This window comes from Bacteroides parvus (assembly GCF_017309675.2).
GTDB classification, from domain to species: Bacteria; Bacteroidota; Bacteroidia; order Bacteroidales; family Bacteroidaceae; genus Bacteroides; species Bacteroides uniformis.
Map to the genome: position 1 here is coordinate 381,024 of NZ_CP084680.1, position 21,550 is coordinate 402,573.

Genomic DNA, 21,550 nt, shown 5'->3' on the forward strand with positions numbered 1-21,550 from the left:
GTTTATTGATACAGATTTACATCGGCTGCAAACAGCGTCTTGGGATTGTTATAAAACTCCCCAAAATCCTCCGCAGATGTCTGTCCCGGATAGGGGGCATAGTAATGGGTCACCTTTTCACGGGCATTGCGCCACACCAGCACATAAGCAAGCGAATATTTCTTTAACGCAGGCAGCAGAGTACCTGTCCACCATTTGGCATCGGGGATTCCTTCGTAACCGGTTTCGGTCACAGCAATCACCTTATTGTGTGCTTTCCCTATACTGTCGATAATGGAAAGTGCCCTATCCATCCCGGCAAGATAGGTATCCCGGTCGAACTGATAGGTATCGAAGCCAATAACGTCTATCAACTCGTCGCCCGGATACTTCTTCAAATATTCCGTTGTGTCCTTGGGTTCCGTGCCCGGAGAGTAAGCATAGAGTGCATTATCCACTCCCCTGGCCTGCAGAGTGTCCACTGTCATGTGCCACAATGTCTTATACTCTTCAGGGGTACACAGTTTCTCGCCCCACCAGAACCAGCTGCCACTGTGTTCGTGCCAGGGACGGAAAAGTACGGGTATCTTCACGCCGTCCGCCGTCTTCAACGAATGAAGGAAATCGGCCACTCCTCCCAACCAGCCGGCAAACTTCTGATGATTCTCTCCACCGGGCAGGATGGACTTCACCACCGTCGTATCCGATACATCCCAGGCATCACCGCCCGTTTCAGGATTGCGCGCATGCCAACTGAGCGAAACCATGCCGCCCCGCTGATACTGATTGATTATCTCTTTCCTGATTTTATCGAAGGGCACCTTATCCAGATTGGCGGCATTCCCTAGTTCCAACTCTCCCAAATCAAAACTGATGACAGCCGGATAGTCGCCACACACGCTTTTCACATCCGAACGGCCTTCCTCACCTTCCCAGCCGATACCATATACCGTATCGTCATGATGGCCGAGCATGATACCTTTGGAAGGGATTTTCTTCAAGTTAGCCAGTAATCTCTCCGTTTCCTGCGTACGTGCAGCAGCCGTCTCTTCATTCACACTCTGTTCTTTCTTGGAAGAACCGCAGGCGGTCAACAGACTCACCGCCAGCATCATCGTAACAAATTTTACTTTTCTCATATCCATGTTTTTCAATTACGGTATTATTATTGGTACCACTAATTCCTAGTACAAAGATAGCGGATTGCACCAAGAGAAAATGATACAATTTTATCCCTTTACTATATTAAAAAACAGAATATAAAAAACGTATCATCTTACTTTCACCGGAACGCGCTTCCGCGAGACAATTCCCCGTTCCACCTTCCGGCGTTCCAGCTTCACCGATTCGCTTGTAAAATCGGGAACATTGTACGAGTAAACCAGACGGTCGTAATACTCCCACGGATTTTCCTGAGGAAGCAGAAAAGGCTTGCCCACCACCCCATTCTCATCCATACTTGCTAGATACAGACGGGTATAAAGCCCATCTCCCCTGCGGCTACTGAACACAAACCATCGAGAGTTGCTGCTCCAATTATGGAAACTTTCCGTATCATCGCTGTTCACCTCCTTTATGGGACGCATACCGCCATCCTTCAAATCCAACAACCATAAATCGGCTTCTTTATGCCAAATTGAGAAATTCCCGTAATCCGACAAAGTAAACATGATATATTCGCCGTCGTACGAAGGTCTCGGGAAGGAGATACTTTTCTTCATAGCTGCCGCATTGACCAGCGTATCTATCGTTTCGCCAAATGTCCCGTCTTCCGGGTTAAAATCTATACTGCACAAGCTATAACGTATTTCCTTATATTCCGCCGGTATCGGCTTGGCCTCCGCTGCACAGAAATACAATTTGCGTCCGTCCGGTGAAAACACGGGAAAAGTCTCGAAGACTTCCTTCTTCTGAAGCAAGGGGGAGAGCAGCAATTCATGTGTCTCGGGATGGTAGACCAGTACATCCGATTCCAAGTCGAGCACTTCCACACGTTCATCCTTCACAGCATGGAAAGACTGGCGCGTATTGTTGACAGAATAGGCAATATATTTGCCGCTTGGATGCCAATAAGGGTATACAGCCGCAGAGAGAGTGGAATCCGTTTTCGTATCCAGCATTTCGCGCTTCCCGTCTATCTGCATCAAGGTCCCTCCGTTCTTTCCACGGACATGCAGGCTCAGATGGTCCGGATTTGTTTTGTTGAAAGCATGACAATTCAGGCACATGCCCGGCACCATGGTATTCTCCAGCAAGGAACGCTCCTCGAACGAAGAAAGGTCGCGCTCATAAATGCCCATCTTGCTATAAACTTCATATCCGGGAGCCAGCTTGCGGTATACCACCCCATAATCTATAGGATACGGACTGACATACATGGGAAAAGAGCGGTACTGTTTCCACTCGCCATCTTTCCGGATACATACCGTAAACTGAAGGCTATCACCCTTGTTCTCCTCCAAAAGCTCTAGCCATGCCTCTTGCGGAAATGATACTATTTTATCATTAACATGCATCTCTCCGGACTTTCCTCCGATCACGGTCACATCCACACGTTCGTACGCTCCGCCAATACAATTGAAATTCATGGGAGCAATGGTTGCAGGAATAGTCACACCGATATAGTCAGGATAGATATCCGGCCATTCATCCACCCTTTCCGGGGAAGTCACCGAATTGCTGCAAGCGGCAAACCACCATGCAGCCATTATGCAAACAGCTATATTCTTCATCTTTTTCATTTTACTTTCTTAGTAGCAAATAATTCCAGTATGTACTGCCGAAACGCGCCTCCAACATCTGCCGGGCATTCTGCTGCGAGGTATATATCCGCGCAAATTCCGTTACATCCCGCACCACTTGGGGCGAAATGCTCCACGGCATACCCTGGAAGTTCTTGTGCGTCTGTGTCCATACATATATCAACGCCTCTTGATAGCTGCGGGGAATATGGTCGTAGCCGGCATGCTTACCCAGCGGATAGTACTTCATGAAACGTTCCAAATCACGTTGCTGCAGGACATAGGCCAGCATATACTCAAATGCCATCCGGTTCCGGTGGTTGTGCTGGTAAAGCAGCCCCAGCATGATGTCCGTTTCCTGGCTGCTGAACAAGAAGTCTTCCGTATAGCGTATCTGCCTCAACCAACCCCACTCCTTGTGGGCATTGATTTTTTCCTCATTATACAGATAGGTCATGGCATCCTCCGCCCAATCCTTATAGAAGATTGTCTTCCTCAACAAACGCAGGTACTTGGCTGCCACTTCGTATTGCCCGTTTATCAGGTTCGTCTCTGCCAGACGCTTGAAGCAACGGCCACTCTTGTTGAAGTTAGGTATGGCCTCCATCGCCTCAAAAGTGAAACGTTGTGCCGTATTGACCATCCCCAAATGATAATACGCCTCACTGGTGGGCAACGGCGAAGTAAAGTCACGCTGAAACTCCGGTAGCAGCCCTTCCGTCCCGTTCTGGTAAAACTCGAACATGCGGTCGCCCATCTGTCCCATCTTTCCCAAAGCAAGATTCAGGCAGGTCACGCCGAAAGGTGAAACCGGCGACTTCTCTTCTGCCTTTTCTATAACCTCCTGCCATTGTTTATTACGTACCAGCTGGTCATACTCCATCGCTTCCTCTTTATCCATATCGCAACCGGCTGCCACGTAGTAATAACCGAACAATGTTACCGCCACCACTTGCAGAACTCCATAAAATACCGGTTTCTTCTTCAAAGCGGGCAAAGCGGCCAGCAGGAAAGGGAGGACAACCAGCAATACGGCAAGCCCTATCTCTATCCAGGGAATCACTGCCGGGAAACGGTAATATCCTATACCGCCCATCAGACGGTAAATAGGAAATTGTACCCACATGCTTGCCAATAGCGGACAGCCGATACCCCACAATCCTACCCCCCAGAACACTCCGACACCACCCCAGAAATTCTTACCTTTAAGATTCAACAAGAACTCGCGTACAATCACCCAGCCCATAAAGATAAAGTGTGCCGCACCCGCTGTCCAGTAAAGTAGCGGAAGGACTATCAGAATGTACGCCACACGCAGCCACTTCCCCTTTAAATCCGCATACCAGCAGGATGCAGACAATGCTAACAGCAGAGCCACCACCAATGACAGCATCGCATTTTCATCACCCATGAAGTGCCACAAGACAATGATAGGCAGAAAACTCAGCGGATAATACACATCAGCCGCACCCTGCTCCTTCGCCAGTTTCCAAACCAACCGTTGCAACAACACGTACAAAAAAGCCAGAATACAAGCTCCCGCCCACACGTGATAATAGAACTGCGTCAGATACTCAGCGATATAATCGGCCAACCCACCGGGAACCGCTATCCGTTTCCACCAGTAGTCGGCATCGAACAAGAAAAGCTGGAACTGCTCCTGATAGGAAATATGGGCCGGATATACGTTTCCCCAAAAGAGAAGCACCGCTACGCCGAAAAGTATCGACAGCCCTATCTTCCAAGTCTTTTTCAGAAATAAGAACATTTACTATTTACAATTTATTATTTACAATCTGTTACTCTCTGTATGTCTTGTCATTTGAATTCCTCAGCCTTCAGTTGCCGGTTTATCCGCTTGATGGAAGAAGCATCAAAAGGAACGGGAGTGGCCGACAAATCGGGGATATTGTAGGATTTCAATGTCAAATCGTCTTTTTCAGGGTCGGACTGGGGTAGCACAAAAGGCTTATGCGCCTTTCCTTCGGCATCCAGATAGGCAAAATAAACCCGCCCGTACTGCCCGTCACCCCGCTTGCTGGCAAAGGCAAACCAACGGCTACCTGACGACCAACTGTGATAAGTGTCCGAACGGTTGGAGTTGACCATTGGCAGGGAATCGATGGCACCCGTCTGCAAATCCATCAGCTGCAATTCCGTCTCCCGGTGCCAAATGGGGAATGTTCCATAATCAGCAACGGTATAGAGCAGGTAGCGGCCGTCCGGTGAAGCTTTCGGATGACACACGGAGCCTTTCTCCAGCCGGGCATTCCAAAGGGTATCCACGCGGTCGCCCCAGGTGCCGTGATTGGCATCGAACGCAATGCGGCAAAGCGAATAGCGTAATTGCTGTACACTGTCCGGCAATGGAACAGCTGGAGCCGAGCAGTAATATATCCATTTCCCGTCGGCAGAGAAAGTGGGAAAAGTTTCTAATACGGTGGAATCCGCCGTAAGCGGAGACACAATCATCCGGTTTCCGTCAAAATCGGCGACAGCCAAATCGGAGACGGTATCGTAAACTTCCAGACGGCGGTTACTTTCCGTATGGAACATGGGAATAATCACATTAGACGAGAACACACCATACCGCCCGTCAGGATGGAAATCCCCGTAGACAGCCGCAGATATCATCTGTCCATTCTTCAAGGCAAGCTTACGGAGCTTGCCGTCACGGTTCAGGATAGTCCCCCCTCCCTCGCCCCGAAGATGGAACATCGAAAGGTTGCCACTATTTCCTCCGTGCACATGACAGTTCATGCATTTGCCGTCTGTCTGACTGTTATCCGCCAAAATACGCTCTTCAAAATTCTCAATGCACCGTTCACGTATCTGCAAGGCATTCCATACTTCATAACCGGGTTCTATCAGACGGTAACTGACATAGGCGTCAAGCTTGTCCGCCACCACCTGCCATGCAAAAGAAGGATAGCGTAGCCAGCGACCGCTGGTACGGGCAGTAACAGTCACTTCCAAAGTATGCCCCTTCTCCGCTTCCAACAATGCACGCCAGGCTTTCAAGGGAAACACCGCCTTGTTCCCACGCGCGTTTATCTGCAAGCTGTCCGATGCTCCCTTTACACTCACGCACACCGCATCCACCCCTTCATTCCGCACAAGGAAATTCAAAGGAGCCACATTGCAGGGAATGGTTACATCCTGATATTCAGGATAGAGCTCCAATAACCGGTCTGCAGGCTGTACAGACTCCGGACAGGGACTACAAGCATATAGGCAGCAGCACAGCAACAGCTCCACAACAACCTGTATATATTTCATATCTCTATTCATCGCTCATCATAAATCACTTCTCCTTTTTCATCGTAGCATAGTGGAAATAAAACCAATATGTTTTTCCGTATTTGGCTTGCAAAGAGGCACCATTACCACCATTCGCCTCGTACAGTCGGGTATAATCGCCAAACTCATCCAATACCTGAGGCGGAATATTCCACTTCCTCACTTCATCCAGTGGAGACTTGTTGCCCGCAAGATAGACAAGCAGTCCCTCGGCATATAGTCTGGAAGGTATCCGATGGGCAGCAAACTCTTGATAATCCCGGGCGAAAGCACCAATATCCTTATTCAGCAAATCAAAGCAGAGAAGGTAATCGCATGCCAACACATTATCAGGATTGTTACGCAACAAATGACGAAGTGAAAGCGGAATGTTGGCAGAAGAACGTAAAGTATCCGTTGCAGGCAACAACAACCGCTTCCGTTCCAGCCATTGGCAAACTTCGGCCGTCTGTTTTCCGGGAATACGCCGTTCTGCCCAATCACGGTAACACATTGTCTTTTGCAGGAGACGAAGATATTTCATGGCCGCCGCCTCATCACCGTTCACCAGGTTGATTTCCGCCAAACGCTTGACAGCTCTTGCCCCAGTGTGGTGCGGAGAAAAAATCATTCCCAAAATGGCGGCATGTTCAGCCATCGTCATATCTCCCAACGCAAACCAGACTTCATTGGCTGCATAAATAGTAAGGTAGGTAGAATGGGGAGCCACAGGCAGAAACAGCCCTTGCGAAGCCGGTTGATAACCATCCATCAGCTGGTCGGGAAGCCGGTTCTGCTGTGCATTCAGCAAATTATAATAATAGGCAGTGAACGGAGAACGGTATTCACCCTCTGCCAACAGTTTCCGTACTTTTTCCGAACGGCCGAAATACATTTCCGAATCCAACGCCAAAAGATATTCCCGCCCTAAATCGGGCATATTGTACCATCGTGACGACCAATCGCCACAGCCAAACAGCCAATAGCCGGACAATACCGCCAATATGCTTACCGGTAAGCCCGACTTCCACGAACGTCGCATGCAGCTACGGCACAACAACAAAATACCTCCGATACCGGTTAAAGCGATTGTGCCGGAAAGCGGATAACTCAATCCGCATTGCCTTCCTGCCTCCCAAGCCACCGCCAACACCGTAGGAATCCACGCCCAACGTCCCATGTACGGAGCCAACAAACGAAACACCACCACTCCCCAAAGCAACAGCACGACAGCCATTATGGTCGGGCCACCCCCTTCGTAATAAAAGAATTGAGTGAGGAAATCTCCTGACAGACGTGCCAGAGCCGCCGGATGCCGCAGATACCCGGCCAATGGTTCGGTGGCAAGCAAAAAGAGCTGTGTCTGCTCCCGATGGAACAGATGATAGGGCAATATCCGGAAGAAAAAAAGAAACAACGCCAAAGCACCGATTCCTGCCGCTCCCCATTCAATGTATTTCCTTCTGCAAGCTTTCATCCAACAGTTTTTGTTGTTCTTCCGTCAAGGAGCCACGCACCATCTTCCGCATGAATGTCCCCAACGTATTGTTTCCCTGCTCTTTCAAAAACAGAAAGTTCGTTTCCTGCTCCTGCATCCTCAGACTGTCACGTATCCGTATCAGATGCAGTGAATCTTTTCCGGTGGCATTCCGTAGTCCCGTCCGGATAAAATGGTAAGCCTCTTGCTTCTTTTCCCTCCCCTCTTTCCATTTCTGAAGGGCATCATTTTGCGGAGTGCCCGTTACCGAACCGACAGAGTCGGCCTTCACATGTATGGTTCCCGGCTCCGTCACCACCAGCAGTTCCTGGATGTAGATACGCAGCAGATGGCGCAGACGCAACACCCTCATCTCCTCCCCTTGTCCGGAAAAAGAAAAAGAGGCATTGGTTATCTTTACAGAATCCACCCGCCCCGGTGCATTCTCCATCGGCACGAGGTATATCCATTCCCCGTCGTATTTCACCGACGGCAACGTTCCTTCAATCACATAATTCTGTCCGGAATTTCCACAACTTGCCCAAAGAAGGCAACTGATACAAAAAAGCAAGATACGTGTTTTCATCCTTATACATTAGAATTTCAACAAAGGTAGGCGTTTACCAACTGTCAGCCTAATATTCAATTAACCAAAGATAATATTTTTAATCAGAGATTTTCTTCATCGCCATACACTCCATTTCCACCAGCCACCCCGGGCGACAGACAGGAGCCAGCGTAATCACTCTCGGCGTATCGGGAAAGCGTTCATCAAACATCTCCTTTACTACGGTATAATCCGCCATATCACGCAGATAGACAATGATATGCCCCACATCTCCAAAGCCACAATCGGCCTCCTTCAATAAAGCCTCCACATTCTCCCACATCCGTTCTGTCTGACGGCGTACATCTCCGGCATACATCACTTCCCCACGGTTGTTGATACTCGCTGTACCGGAAATGAGTACTTGCCGGCGGTCGTCGTAATCCACCGCCGTTCCCCGTTCGAAACTGACTCCATACTCATAAGTGGGGTTCAGATGTGTGCGGGCATAGAGATATTTGATTTGTCCGGGCTTTAATCCCGCTACGGCAAAAGCGTCAAGCATCACCAATACTTTCGGGTCGGCATGACGCCCACCGATACCGGTACTGGCAATATAGTGCGTGTTCTCCGTCAGGTTCTGAGTGACAAACATCTCATTGCGCGCCTTGACCACACCGGCATAATTGCAATCCACATTCTGCACAAATATCCAGGTACGCAGGCAATTGTCGGCCAAGGTACACCCTTCTTCCATCAGTTGCATAGCATAGTCGTTGAGCAAAAGACGCATCTGGTATTCCGAATTGGCGGCACGGTTGAAGCTGCCTCCCATCCAGAGCTGGCGATAAGCACCGTGTTTCACTTCATACAGTCCGTTTGGCAGCACTCGTGTCTGCACATCGGTCTGCAGATATGCCCACAAAGCAATCTTGGTACCATCCAGTGGCGATTGTTCCACCACGGACAGCGCGCAATCGGAGCTTTCCGCCGTAGCGGCAAGCAACAGTTCCGCCTGGTTGGCGGCATCACTCAAGAAATATCTTTTAAAAACCGCCACGGCTCCGGGCAATTCTTTTTTCAGTAAAGCGGCATACGCATCCAGCACGGCATTCATCTGCTCACGGTAGGTCTGTTTCGGGTCGGTGGCATGTATCATCACATGGTATTCCGTCACTCCGCCGGTTACAACAAATGCAGCCACTTCCGCCCTGCCTGAAGGATAAGAGTATGATGTGTATTTCATATCATTAACGAGAGATTGTTTCAATCGCAAAGATAAGTTTTTTATCCGACAAGGAGTAGTGAAAATCGCAACTTTCGCTTGTTTTGTTCTTATAAAAAAGTTACTTTTATAGAAAAGTATAAAATATACAGTTATTAGGAGCAAAAATATTTATCACATCGGCATCCAGGACTTTGAGAAGCTGCGCAAAGGCGGTTATTTCTATGTGGACAAGACCGCCTTAGTATATAAATATTCACATTATTTCCCTATCATTCAGCCCTTTCCGGTGAAACTTCTTTTTCCTTCTCACCACCTCATATACATTGCCGTAGACGTTTCAGCCCCGCCTGCAGCTGCACTGAACCGAACTGCATGGGATTGCTGCCACGCATCAGGGCGGGATGCGCCTTTTGCAGCTCGTCGAAGATATCGGCAGCAGTCAGGTCAAGACTCTTCTTTGCCGAAACGGAGCACGGAACAAGTTGCAGACCGCTTCCTCGGCAAGACTGACACGATAAAAAGCCTCGTTGTGCGCTTACAGCTTTCGCGCTCCGGCGGCGCTTTTCTTCCCGTTCCTCCCGGTTTCGGTATTTCTTTTTGTGCATGTTTCAGCCTTTCGGAAAAGGCTATCAGTTGTCCCGCTTTCTTCAAAAATCATTCCTGCCGACAAACATACTTATTTATGCTGCAGAGCCCTTTATTTTCAGTACTTTTACACGATTCTTTATAAGTGAACGACCCGAGTTATCCAATCGGCTGACCCAGGTCGTTCAATCGAACAGCCAGAGTTGTTCGTTCGGCCGACCGGGGTCGTTCACTTATAGAAAGACACTTCCGAGGGAAGAAGCAAATACGTTGAACGCACTAAAACCTATTGATATGGCAATACTATATGACTGGTACGAGAATCCGGGCACCAATGAGGAAGACCCGGAAGAAAGAGGCCTCCATCCTCGCCCGTTGCTCAACGGGAAAATAACCATGCGGCAGCTCTACAACCGCGTACATGCCCGCAGCTCGCTCACGGTGGGCGACGTAATGAACGCGATAGACTGTCTGACGCAAATCTGCGGCGAAGAACTGCGCGACGGGCACGAGGTGCACATCGAAGGGCTGGGCTACTTCGCCCCCACCCTGGAAGCCACACAGAAAGTGACCCGCAGCACCCCGAACAAGCACCTGAAACTCCGGCTGAAGAGCATCAGCTTCCGTCCCGACGTCAGGCTGAAACAAGCGATGACGGGAGTCAGTGCCATCCGCAGCAAATACACCCGCCACTCCCTGAAGCTTTCGGAAGTGGAGATAGACATGAAGCTGAAAGAATACTTTGCCGACCACGACGTGCTGATTCGCAGTGACTTCCAAGCGCTGTGCGGCATGGCACGCACCACCGCAAACGTCCACCTGAAACGGTTGCAGCAAGAAGGCAAGCTGAAGAATGTAGGGAAACCCACGCAACCCATCTATCGGGCCATGCCGGGATACTACGGTGTGTCGCGCGATGCAAAAACGGGGCGATGAGGGTGGAAAGCAGTTTCACCGAAAAAGCCGATGAACAGGAGGATAGGAGAAGGAGGTGAAGGGATAAAAAGGAACATTCTGCGCCCGGAAATCAAGGGTAATGCAAAAAGAAATGTGAATTGTATGCAGAAAGGCAATAGAGAAAGAATGCGAAAAGGCGAATCTCACGACCCGCCTTTTCCTGATTTAACCATTAAACAATTGTACTATTCGGTTAATGCATTTACAATTATCCGATGTTACGGACGACTAATGAGGTCGGAGGTAACGACAACTGCTTTGAATTTAATAGCTTATTTATAAGATCTAATTATTTTAAAGTGCTCCTTTAGAAAACACAGTGGAGAAGAATGACGTAGGAACTGTGAAAGCCCTACCTGCAGAAAGCGGTTGTCTAACATTTCCATACTCCCAATAAATATAATTTCCATTGGTAGCACTCAAAGATTTTATAGTATATGTGCCTGGATTAATGTAAAAGTAGTACCAAGTGTTTGAACTATGCTTTGAGTATAAGGAAGATCTCCTATATAAACCAAATTGAGATATCCTCTTGACGCTCTGAAAGTACTTCCTACGACAAACGTTCCCCAATTAGACTATGTCGTATAATCTCTAATGCAATCACACGATAAATTCCACGAGCCAAGAAATAACAATATGGAGAATCCTAGTTCACACGCTGTCAAAACATATTGTTTACCACTTTGTTTTTTATGTGATTATTACTTGAGGAATACGGGCGGATATTACCCGCCCGCACATCCAATATTGACTATTTTCTCTTGAAATTCCAGAACCATGCGGTACCACCTCCAGAAGTCACCCCTGGCTCAGGTGCGCAAAGCCGAAGTTCATCCTCTGTGATTTTCAAGATGTGATATACATACTGACGTGCATTTCCTTGATTAGGTTGTACGCCCAACAAAGGAATAGTACCAGAAAATTCAATTGTACCTACATCCCATCCAGATTGTACCATATCTTCTGAAACTTTTACAGAGCCACTTTCACCACGGCTTGTCTGGACACCTGACAGACTAAGCGAGAACCAACCATTCAATCCGTCATCAGGTAGTCCCGCACCTATAGCCTGCCCATCAATTTCTCCACTACGGACAACCCACCAACCGGGACCTGTGTTTGACAGAAATCCACCATTACCCCAGCAGCCGTCTTCGGCTTCTGTATTCCAAGTCCAAGTTGTTGTGCCATAACCACCATCCGGAGTTGTACCAAAGATATCAGCATAAATAGCAGGAAGATCCGTGTACTCCGTTACTGCTATTGATTTGGAAGCCGATTTTGTAATGGAGCCGTCCGAATTAATGGCTGTTATATACACTTGCAATTCTTTATTAGGAGGAGCTACTTGAACCGACGGAGCCGTACCTTCTGCCAACTTGGTATCAGACGTAGCATCATAAACCTTCACATAACGTGACGGAGTAGGAACAATCCGAATGTTGTTGTTTCCCTGATTCTTGGCTACAAGTTCAAAAGTAAGATTTTCCGGTGTGACATTAGGATCCGGACTGATTTCATCCACTATCGGATCACAAGCCACCAGCAGCATTGCAAACAAAGGCATTGCGAATAATATCTTTTTCATATCTTTTTTCATTTTAAATTCATATTCTATTCTTGCCAACCATTATACTCAGCACTTGCATCCGTATAACCCGCATTTTGTTCTACCTTTCCTTCATTCAAGAGGACTTGGTTTTCGGGAATCTTCTGGAAACCTGCCGTAGCCTTATAACGTGCGGCATAACCACCGTTCTGCGCCACATTACGGCTTTCAACCCCATTTGTATAAACTTTTGCTCCCGTCTGTCTTTCAAGGGCATCGGCAGCAATATGCCAACGGCGAATATCGTTCCAGCGAGTACCTTCAAAACAGAGTTCCCAACGGCGTTCATTCTGCAATGCAGCCAACGAATATGTACCAATAGGTTCAAGTCCGGCACGACTACGCACTCTGTTTATACCGCTAACATCTTCCTTCAATTCAGACTGCATCAACAATACATCCGCAAAACGAATCAAAACCAAATCATGAATAGAACCGGTTTGCATCAGATTATCATTAATCCAGCCGTCGGCACCATACATTATCTTCTCAAATACCGGTTCAATCGTTTTATTTCCAGCCTCACCCGTATTATAAGCCATAATAGAACCTATTTTCATCTGATAATAATCTGTTTCTTGGATAAAGCCGTCACCACCACCTTTATTATAACTCGGCATATCCTCCGTCTTGAATACGGAGGCCGGACGACGGGCATCATTGTGTTCTGCCGCACTCCAATCATTATAAAGATTGGGAGCTACAGGACCGGCCCCCCATCCTTGTCCAAAGGGGAAAGAATTGGCCTGATCATTGCCACGTACACCAAAATGCAGAGCATAACCGTTACCATAACCGATAGTAGTGCTCCAAGATGCAAGTTTATTATATTTAATGGCAAACATGGATTCGGGATTTACCGCTGCATCATCTTCTACCCATTTCAGCCCCTGACCGGCAGTAAACGGAAAATCTTCTACCGTACATCTATTGGTATATGCCCACAAATTACGAAACTCAGGAACAAGACTATAACCGGAATTATTCACACAATCATCAATATATCCAATCACATCCTGCTTGGTCAAAGTTGTCCCATCAGGCAAATCAACTGAAGTCAACGGACTATAGTTCGTACTAACCAAATCGTTCAGAGTTTCACCATTGCCATACATGCCGGTATAATACAACCAAGCACGTCCTAACATAGCTTCAGCCGTATATTTATCAACATGCCCATCCGATTTACGAACAGCCGGCATATTTGCAGCCGCATCGCGAAGATCCTGCAGAATCTGCCCCCAGATAACAGCGGCAGTCGGAGGAGTAGTATCTTCGGGCAACAAAGCAGTAATCACCAAAGGTACACGGCCATACATAGAAGCCAACTCGTAGTAATAAAAAGCACGAAGAAACTTGGCTTCGCCCTCAGCCTGCGCTCTTACTTCCGGATCCATTTCAATACCGGCAAGAGCCTCCAACAACGTATTGGCACGGTTGATTCCTTGATAGCGAGCCACCCAGTAATCCTGCGTAGCATTTGTACCCGTATTACAAAGAAGGTCTAAAGATTGCATCAACTTGTCATTGGGACCACCACCACCCAACATATCATCGCAAGCCAGCAGGGAATTATACAAGAAAGACTGCTGCGGAAAAGCATTGACATTATTCAGGTTCTGATATATGGCAGCTAAAGCCTGATTGGCATCTTCAGCCGTTTTAGGAAAATTGGTCGTATCTTTTTCCGTCAGACTCATCGAGTCCAGACTACAAGAAGTAAACGTTCCTGCCATCATCAAAGCTGCCCCTATTAAATATGCTATTTTTTTCATCATGTATCAATTTTAGAATTTAACATTAACACCTACCATATAAGTACGAGGTTGAGGATAGTTACCTACATCAACACCGGTTACCCACGGTTCTTTGTCATTGAGAGCTCTACCATTCTCCGGATCCATCCCTTTATAACCGGTAAAAGTAAATAGATTCTGTGCAGCAGCATACACACGAAGTTGCTGGAACGGACAGTTCTTCCAAATTCTCTTGAAATCGTATCCTATTGTCAGATTTTGAATGCGAACATAGTCGGCATCATCAATATAAATATCTGAAATGGCCTGGAAATTCTGTCCACTATTTCCCGGCGCAAGCAGCGGATATCTGTTTGAGGTTCCTTCTCCGTGCCAGTAATCGTAAACTTCTGTCGTATAGTTTTCATACTGTCCGTCTGAGAACTTTCTCCAAGAACGAGCCACTTGTGCACCAAAAGCGCCATAGGTTGTTACAGAGAAATCAAATCCTTTATATTCCGCACTTAACGTAAGCCCCATTGTCACGTCAGGATGAGGATTACCCAAATCAGTCTTATCATCATCATTAATCACCCCATTTCCATCAACATCCACAAACTTCAAATCGCCCGGTTTAATACTTGCACCTTGCTTAGAGTTTGCCGCATTGCCTTTACAATTCTGGTCAAGATATGCCTGCAAGTCATTCTGGTTCTGAATGACACCGTCCGTCTTATAACCATAAAAATAGCCAATAGGATGTCCTTCTTCCATACGGACAAACCGACCCGTACTCTGAGCCAACAAATCATTACCGCCTTCAATAAAATGATTGGCGTTATTAACCTCCGTCACTTCATTCTTATTATAGGCCATATTGACATTCACTCCATACTTGAACTCCTTACCAATCTGATCTCTCCAGCCCATTGAAAGTTCAAGACCAGTATTCTTTACCGTACCGGCATTTTGATATTGAGAAGAGAAACCGGAAGCCGCATTGGTACCCACTTCCACTAACAAATCTTTCGTCTGCTTGTTATACCAGTCCATGGTAAAACTCAGACGGTTATCCAAGAAACGGGCATCAATACCGATATTGGTCTGTTCTGAAGTTTCCCATGTCAAATCGGGGTTAGCCAGACGATTCGGGTAAGCTCCGGTTGTACCTCCATTCTTATCTGAGCCAAATGTATAAAGGCCATAATCGCCAAACTCGTAACCGGCACGCCAATTTGAATTAGGGATATTGTCATTACCATTCTGTCCCCAACCAGCACGGATTTTCAAGAAACCAAGCCAAGAAGCAGTATTCTTCATAAAAGCCTCGTTTGAAATAACCCAACCAGCAGAGAATGATGGGAAATATCCCCATTGATTGCCTTTCGCAAACTTAGACGAACCATCGGCACGAATGATAGCAGAAAACATATAAGTTTCCTTAAAGTCATAATTCAGACGTCCAAAATAAGACATCTTAGAACCATAATCCGAGGGATAACCATCTACTGTAGCAGTAGCTTTACGTTCTGTATTATGTAAATAAGCATGCGTAAAGTCGCCAAAAGCACTATTATAACCGGTTGCCTCTACTGATTCGCCATAAGTTGGTCTTGATTTAGAATACTCTGTACCAACCAAAACATCAAAATGATGTAAGTCTGTAATATCAAACCGATAACTCAACGTATTAGTCAAACTCCAGTTCCAACCCAAAGACACGTTATTTATCGTTTGGTCTTTATCACGGCTATCCCCCTGATTATTAATGCGGTAAACAGGAAGATATGAGCGCCATGAACTTGACCATTGTTTGTAACTAACCTGACCTTTATAAATAAGATTCTTAAGTGGTTGTACTTCCAGATATGCCGCTGTGTTCAGATTAAAATTCTTATTCTTATTATTCCCAGCCTGATTATATACCATGTGAGCCATCGGATTAGAAGCATATGCAGTATAATCAAGTATACCATTAGCACTCGTTCCAAAATTCTTCAAATCATCATACATGAAGAAATCACCATTCTCATTATATACAGGAATCAGAGGAATAGCACGCAAAGCATTAGAAAGGTCATTCGAATATTGATTACCTAACTGCACACCTTGATTCTGTTTGTGCTGATAATATATATTCTCACCAAACTTTATCACATCCATATCTCCCTTACGGTATATCACATGCTCAGAATTAATGCGGAAAGTAAAACGACGATAGTCAGTCTTCACTGGACCACCGAATGCACCATCCTGATACTGATAGCCTATACCTGTCGAAAACTTGGAGAATTCAGAACCACCTGTTACATTCAACGCATGATTAGTAACCACAGCATTTTTATTCCGGAATTCTTTTACCCAATCTGTACCTGGATTGGTACCATTCTGATAAGCAGTCAGCAAATCAGCATCTACGAATTTTGACCAATCATACGGTTGGCCTCCATTATTATAGGCTACTTGATCCATTACCGCCATATATTCTTTGGCATTCAGCATATCAGGCATCTTATATACATTTGCCCAGCCTATGTTTCCATCATAAGATACAGAAACCTTTCCTACCTTACCCTGCTTCGTAGTAACAAGGATAACACCGTTGGCACCGCTCGAACCGTAAATTGCACAAGATGCAGCATCTTTCAACACATCAATACGTTCAATATCGGCAGGATTCAAGGCGTTAATATCGCCACCGGCTACACCATCAATGACGTAAACTGGAGCTGTATTTCCGTTAGTACCAGCACCACGAATATTAATTTTAAATCCATCGCCTGGCTGACCGGAAACGGCCTGAATATTTACACCCGGAGACTGGCTTTGCAAAGCGCCCAATGCCTGCGTGGTATTTAATTTTGCGATGTCTTCACCTTTTACCTCAACCGTAGCACCTGTCACCAGTTTCTTCTTCTGAATACCATAACCTACTACGACTACTTCATCCAGCAATTCCGTATCTTCTTTCAGCTGAATTTTGAAATTAGTCTGGTTGCCTACTACGATTTCTTGCGGCTGATAACCGATAAAAGACACAACAATCGTTGCTCCCGGCTGAACATTCAATGTGAAATTACCGTCAATATCAGTAATAACACCATTTGTGGTGCCTTTTTCCAATACATTAGCACCGATAACCGGTCCCATTGCATCTGTTACAGTACCTGTGATTTTTTTTGCTTGCTGCACAGCATCTATTGCATCGACCGATGCGGCGAAAAGTTGCGGAGTATAAGTCAGGCTGACAGCCGAACAGATACCTACGAGCAGCGCGGTTCTTCTGAAATTTAAATTCATACTTATATTTTTCTTAGATTAATGAATTGGTATTGCCTGGCGGCATCTACCGTTTAATATAAGGTTAAACTTCTCTTTTTGAGGAAAAATTAAATATACCTTATTTATAAAGTGGTTGGTATACATATTACTCCTTTCCCATAAGCATTTTTCATTTCATTAACGGTTAAACATTATATGATTATTATCAAATTTCAATCAGGCTTGACAAAAGTAGACTTTTGACAACAAACTTTATAATACTATCTTATCAAATAACGACACTCATTTAACATCCATTACTATTTCCCCTAAAAGTATAAAGCATGAATTCCACAACAGACAACTAAAAGCTATAAAAAACAGAAAGGGTTGCCCCGATACTAACCAGAGACACCCCTTTCCATTTTATTATTAAAAATTGCTATTCCATAGAAGGAAGCTCATCACGAGAAACGACAAATTCCTGGTTCATAGCATCCTTCCACCATGCTTCATCAGCATGGACTACCGGACTGCCGTCCTCATTTGTTCCGTCATACCACGGCATGAACCAACTCCAACGCGCACCAGATGCCCATTGTTCGGAAATAAGTCCGACCGTACCACATTCGCTCAGCGAAACAATCTTATTTCCATAATTTCCGGCAATGGAAGTATATTCTGAAACACAATCCGCAGTTTCCTTATTATAAATATCACGTCCCACGATGTCTACATATTGGTCTCCCGGATACCAATCGGCATCATCGCCCTCGGTAGTCCAAACCCAGATAAGATTATCCAATCCTTCAGTCTTGAAGTAGTTGAACATAGCAATCCACAGAGATTTAAAGCTGGCAGCATCCTTACCCCACCAGAACCAGCCACCGGCTGCCTCATGGAATGGACGCCACAATACCGGAATATCCGCATCTCTCAACAGCTTCAAGTAAGCGGCAGCATTTTTCAAATCTTCGGTAAATACCTTGTTTTCCCAAGTGCCTTCCACCGTGGCATTGGCAGCGTCAAACTCCGTATCTGCCTTATAGAAGGCATAATCCTTGTTCGGGTCAAGAGCTGTACCGTTACTTTCAAGATAAACAGCAACTGCTGTATAATCATGTCCGCCAATGATGAGACCACCTTCTTGCAGGGATTTCAAAATATCCTCGGTAATCAACAATGTATAGTCCCCGGATATGTCAAAATAATCAGTTCCTGAAGCAATCTCGCTCCAACCACTGTTTTTGAACGAACCTTGCGCCCCCTCTGCCACATCTTTCACAGCCACGCGTATCACCTGACCCACTTGCGCATCAGCAAAGACAGCTTTTGCAGCATCATCCGTCATCTGTACATTTCCACTCCAATCACCCGGCATTACCGTCTCTCCTTTCCATATTTGGGTAGAAGAAGCTTCGCCTACAACTTTCTTGGGTACATTCCAATGCCACATGGCAGCTACGATGCCACCTTTGTCAGACCAATCCTTAACAGGAGTAATGTCACCGTAATTAATCCAGTCTGCTCCAGCTACAGATGCCGGCAGATGAACATAGTCGAAACAGTTGATAGCCGGATATTTTCCAGTCCATCCGTACACCTTTTCGGACATTTCCGTATTCCAGGCAACATCGGCCATCATGGCAGAAAGTGTCTTCGTCTCGAAGTTATCCAATAGATAATTGTACAGTTTCACAGCTTTAACCGAAGTAGCGGCAACCAGTGTCTTGTCCAAAGCGACAGTAGAAAACTGAACCGATACAGCCGGAGCAGGCATTTGGTTCGGTCCTGTTACTATTCCCTCGGGAATAGAAAGAGAACAAGCCGTCTCTCGCTTGGGAACATTCACTTTTACAGTCAGTATATTGCTTGCGCCAAGCACATCGGCACTTATCAGTTCACCACCGGTAAACTGGATTTCGCTCAGATTGTCCGTTGCAAAGAATATATTCTTGTCATATTTCACCTCAATGGTGATTTCTCCCGTTTTCACTTTGGCAGCTCCACTCTCAGGAGTAGTAGACACCAATACCGGTGCATCCACTGCAGGGATATCATGATCGACATCAGTATCGCAGGAGGCAAAAATAAAGACCATTGCCAGGATGAGCATCCATCTTATATTTAAAGTTTTCATAAGCTAACAATATTTCTATTTTTTATTTTACTTCAATTGTAATTTTCTTTACAATCAAATATCCCCCTTGGAAAATAAGACCACCACTTTCCTGCAATGCTTTTAAATCATTTGCACCAAGTGAATAAGAATATTTGGTTGCTCCCGCCTCAATATTTACAGCATCTCCACCTGCAACCTTCTTAAAATCTGGCAATGTAGTCCAACCGTCACCTTGCCCCAATTTAAGTTGCCACCAAGTGCTCGATGTATCTTCTTCAAAATAGAAATTTAAAGTTTGTCCTACGACAACCGTATTCCAATCATATCCTCCCCATGCAAGGTCTTGACACCCATTTGCCCAGTTCCCTAGTACAACGAAACCTTCCCAAATGGTCGCTTCTGGAGCCAACACCTCCATCGTTACATCAGATGTAAATTCTTTACCCTCATAATTAACCATTCTAATAGCCGTCACACCAGTTGCCGCTGTTTTGGGAACCGTCATTTCGACCTCAGTTTCCGTACGTTTACCAAACGCCGTCACTTTAACTTCACCTATATAGAATGCTTCTACGGTATTCAAATTTTTACCCGTAATTACAAATTCACGACCTTGAACAACAGCACTCGGATTAATTGTAGCAATAGCAGGATCAGTGGCAGGAGTGATATTCAATGTCAGAGTAGTCTTAACCTCCATTCCATTCTTTAGAATCAAAGTTGGAGCACATGTTTCCGCAACGCCCGGCACTGTTATGCCTAACAGTTCATCGCTTATATGATTATACTTCGCAAGCATTGCTGTCGGTGAATCCTCACCTGCAAAAACAATAGCTGAAACTAAATCCAAATCTGTACCAGCAATTATCAATGTATCACCAGCCGTCAAAGCAGCCGGAGTAAATACAGCAATGGTAGGCTTCAATGTTTTATAGGCAATAGTCACACTTTCTCCATTGAACAAATTTAAAGCAATATCTCCATCTTGAGCCAATTCAGGAACAGTAAGTGTTATCTGAGTAGCAGACGCTCCCTGTTTTAGTTCAACAGCCTCAGAAACATTCGGGAATGTTGCACTGACAATCAAATCTAAATCTTTACCTGTAATCGTAATATCAGTACCATTCTTTACTATTTCGGGAACAGCAGACAAGTCCGTAGGAACTACTGTAGCAATTTTACCTGCCGCAACTTCAGCCCCAGAGTAACATACCAACGTCACAGCTCCGCTCTTAGCCGTAGCCGGAACAACAACAGTCAATGTTTTAGCATCCTCAGAAACAGTAATTTCTGAAACTTCTACATCTCCAAATTTCACAGAAGAAACCCAATTTAAGTTTTCCCCTTCAATCACCAATGAACTACCAGCCTTGATTGTCCCAGTACTACTTTTTGTATAGGTAGGAAGTGCAACAGTCAACATTTCCTCACTATATATCCAATTAGGGATTTCAGCTCCGTCCGAAATAATAATCTGCCCCGTTTTAGCTTCAACCGGTACTTTCACTTTTATTTCCTTACGTTCTTGGCTTTCGAATTCGGTCACAATAACGTTATCCGCGAAAATAATTTCTTTAATGAGATTCAAATATTCGCCGGTAATTGTAATAACCTCACCAGGATTCACTTCTAGAGGAGAAACAGATGCCAAATCAATCGGCTCCGTAAATGTCAACTCTGTTTTTGTTGTAATATCCCCCTTCGGAGTCTTCAAGACAACCAACCCCGGCTGGGCTGTCTGGGGTACAGTGACACGGATTTCCGTATCACTGACCACTTCGATGTCTGTTATATCGTCGCAACCGGGAATAGCAACGGCAGTCACCTTATCCATGCCACTGCCCAGGAAACGGAGTACACCGCCGCGAGCTACGGGACTCGGTCCGAATACATTCAGATTGATTCCCCCTTTATATTGGTTGGTATCTTCATCATCCCCATTGTCGCAGGCCGTAAACGTCAAGCAACTGAAGAGCATCAGGCACATCATCCACAGTGCCGGAAATTTATATGTTTTATTCATATC

The 21,550-nt window shown here is 45.8% G+C and carries 14 protein-coding genes and 1 pseudogene; 2 read left to right on the forward strand and 13 right to left on the reverse strand.

From position 1 onward, the window contains the following. Window positions 1–2 precede the first annotated feature (2 nt). From JXR92_RS01590 to JXR92_RS01620, 7 genes are all read right to left on the reverse strand, one after another. Window positions 3–1,118 (reverse strand): glycoside hydrolase family 26 protein, encoded by a 1,116-nt coding sequence (locus JXR92_RS01590; RefSeq protein WP_117966701.1) that lies wholly within the window; start codon window positions 1,116–1,118, stop codon window positions 3–5. A 132-nt stretch (window positions 1,119–1,250) separates the two neighbouring features. Further along, window positions 1,251–2,711, reverse strand: a complete 1,461-nt coding sequence (locus JXR92_RS01595) for a TolB family protein (RefSeq protein ID WP_370528743.1) — start codon at window positions 2,709–2,711, stop codon at window positions 1,251–1,253. A gap of 10 nt (window positions 2,712–2,721) precedes the next feature. Next, a complete protein-coding gene (locus JXR92_RS01600; protein WP_117601309.1) occupies window positions 2,722–4,488 on the reverse strand; it encodes a DUF6057 family protein in 1,767 nt (588 codons plus the stop codon). Window positions 4,489–4,538: 50 nt separating this feature from the next. Next, a complete protein-coding gene (locus tag JXR92_RS01605) occupies window positions 4,539–5,999 on the reverse strand; it encodes a TolB family protein (RefSeq protein ID WP_165491359.1) in 1,461 nt (486 codons plus the stop codon). 25 nt (window positions 6,000–6,024) lie between these two features. Continuing rightward, window positions 6,025–7,476, reverse strand: coding sequence for a DUF6057 family protein (locus JXR92_RS01610; RefSeq protein WP_117601311.1), 1,452 nt, complete (start codon window positions 7,474–7,476; stop codon window positions 6,025–6,027). Then, window positions 7,448–8,062: a DUF4369 domain-containing protein gene (locus tag JXR92_RS01615; protein WP_005824998.1), complete on the reverse strand. Its 615-nt coding sequence runs from the start codon at window positions 8,060–8,062 to the stop codon at window positions 7,448–7,450. The genes JXR92_RS01610 and JXR92_RS01615 overlap by 29 nt, the downstream gene beginning before the upstream one ends. Before the next feature lie 79 nt (window positions 8,063–8,141). Further along, complete coding sequence (locus JXR92_RS01620) at window positions 8,142–9,269, reverse strand: Rid family hydrolase (protein WP_117601312.1); 1,128 nt, start codon at window positions 9,267–9,269, stop codon at window positions 8,142–8,144. A gap of 133 nt (window positions 9,270–9,402) precedes the next feature. Between JXR92_RS01620 and JXR92_RS01625 the strand changes: the two are divergent. Further along, window positions 9,403–9,516: pseudogene (locus JXR92_RS01625) on the forward strand (AAA family ATPase); the annotation flags it as partial. A gap of 49 nt (window positions 9,517–9,565) precedes the next feature. On the opposite strand, the gene JXR92_RS01630 reads toward JXR92_RS01625, so the two are convergent. Then, window positions 9,566–9,856: a DUF3874 domain-containing protein gene (locus JXR92_RS01630; RefSeq protein WP_226791241.1), complete on the reverse strand. Its 291-nt coding sequence runs from the start codon at window positions 9,854–9,856 to the stop codon at window positions 9,566–9,568. Between the two features lie 274 nt (window positions 9,857–10,130). On the opposite strand from JXR92_RS01630, the gene JXR92_RS01635 reads away from it, so the two are divergent. Next, window positions 10,131–10,772, forward strand: coding sequence for an HU family DNA-binding protein (locus JXR92_RS01635; RefSeq protein WP_117601313.1), 642 nt, complete (start codon window positions 10,131–10,133; stop codon window positions 10,770–10,772). Window positions 10,773–11,547: 775 nt separating this feature from the next. Here JXR92_RS01635 and JXR92_RS01640 read toward each other — a convergent pair. From JXR92_RS01640 to JXR92_RS01660, 5 genes are all read right to left on the reverse strand, one after another. Next, on the reverse strand, window positions 11,548–12,384 hold the full coding sequence (locus JXR92_RS01640) for a hypothetical protein (protein WP_117601331.1): 837 nt from the start codon (window positions 12,382–12,384) through the stop codon (window positions 11,548–11,550). 26 nt (window positions 12,385–12,410) lie between these two features. Continuing rightward, window positions 12,411–14,180 carry a RagB/SusD family nutrient uptake outer membrane protein gene (locus JXR92_RS01645; protein WP_117966704.1) on the reverse strand — a complete coding sequence of 590 codons (1,770 nt, stop codon included), beginning with the start codon at window positions 14,178–14,180 and terminating at the stop codon, window positions 12,411–12,413. A 12-nt stretch (window positions 14,181–14,192) separates the two neighbouring features. Next, entirely contained in the window at window positions 14,193–17,441 is a 3,249-nt protein-coding gene (locus JXR92_RS01650; protein WP_117966679.1) for a SusC/RagA family TonB-linked outer membrane protein, read from the reverse strand. Between the two features lie 403 nt (window positions 17,442–17,844). Then, window positions 17,845–19,542, reverse strand: a complete 1,698-nt coding sequence (locus tag JXR92_RS01655) for a glycosyl hydrolase (protein WP_138344608.1) — start codon at window positions 19,540–19,542, stop codon at window positions 17,845–17,847. 22 nt (window positions 19,543–19,564) lie between these two features. Next, window positions 19,565–21,547, reverse strand: coding sequence for an IPT/TIG domain-containing protein (locus JXR92_RS01660; RefSeq protein WP_117601316.1), 1,983 nt, complete (start codon window positions 21,545–21,547; stop codon window positions 19,565–19,567). Window positions 21,548–21,550: the final 3 nt, after the last annotated feature.

What these genes read in the sequence shown, in the direction of transcription:
- JXR92_RS01650 (WP_117966679.1), bottom strand. Translation starts at nt 17,441, where the DNA reads ATGAATTTAAATTTCAGAAGAACCGCGCTGCTCGTAGGTATCTGTTCG.
- JXR92_RS01660 (WP_117601316.1), bottom strand. Translation starts at nt 21,547, where the DNA reads ATGAATAAAACATATAAATTTCCGGCACTGTGGATGATGTGCCTGATG.
- JXR92_RS01640 (WP_117601331.1), bottom strand. Translation starts at nt 12,384, where the DNA reads ATGAAAAAGATATTATTCGCAATGCCTTTGTTTGCAATGCTGCTGGTG.
- JXR92_RS01595 (WP_370528743.1), bottom strand. Translation starts at nt 2,711, where the DNA reads ATGAAGAATATAGCTGTTTGCATAATGGCTGCATGGTGGTTTGCCGCT.
- JXR92_RS01615 (WP_005824998.1), bottom strand. Translation starts at nt 8,062, where the DNA reads ATGAAAACACGTATCTTGCTTTTTTGTATCAGTTGCCTTCTTTGGGCA.
- JXR92_RS01655 (WP_138344608.1), bottom strand. Translation starts at nt 19,542, where the DNA reads ATGAAAACTTTAAATATAAGATGGATGCTCATCCTGGCAATGGTCTTT.
- JXR92_RS01605 (WP_165491359.1), bottom strand. Translation starts at nt 5,999, where the DNA reads ATGAAATATATACAGGTTGTTGTGGAGCTGTTGCTGTGCTGCTGCCTA.
- JXR92_RS01590 (WP_117966701.1), bottom strand. Translation starts at nt 1,118, where the DNA reads ATGAGAAAAGTAAAATTTGTTACGATGATGCTGGCGGTGAGTCTGTTG.
- JXR92_RS01645 (WP_117966704.1), bottom strand. Translation starts at nt 14,180, where the DNA reads ATGAAAAAAATAGCATATTTAATAGGGGCAGCTTTGATGATGGCAGGA.
- JXR92_RS01620 (WP_117601312.1), bottom strand. Translation starts at nt 9,269, where the DNA reads ATGAAATACACATCATACTCTTATCCTTCAGGCAGGGCGGAAGTGGCT.
- JXR92_RS01610 (WP_117601311.1), bottom strand. Translation starts at nt 7,476, where the DNA reads ATGAAAGCTTGCAGAAGGAAATACATTGAATGGGGAGCGGCAGGAATC.
- JXR92_RS01635 (WP_117601313.1), top strand. Translation starts at nt 10,131, where the DNA reads ATGGCAATACTATATGACTGGTACGAGAATCCGGGCACCAATGAGGAA.
- JXR92_RS01600 (WP_117601309.1), bottom strand. Translation starts at nt 4,488, where the DNA reads ATGTTCTTATTTCTGAAAAAGACTTGGAAGATAGGGCTGTCGATACTT.
- JXR92_RS01630 (WP_226791241.1), bottom strand. Translation starts at nt 9,856, where the DNA reads ATGCACAAAAAGAAATACCGAAACCGGGAGGAACGGGAAGAAAAGCGC.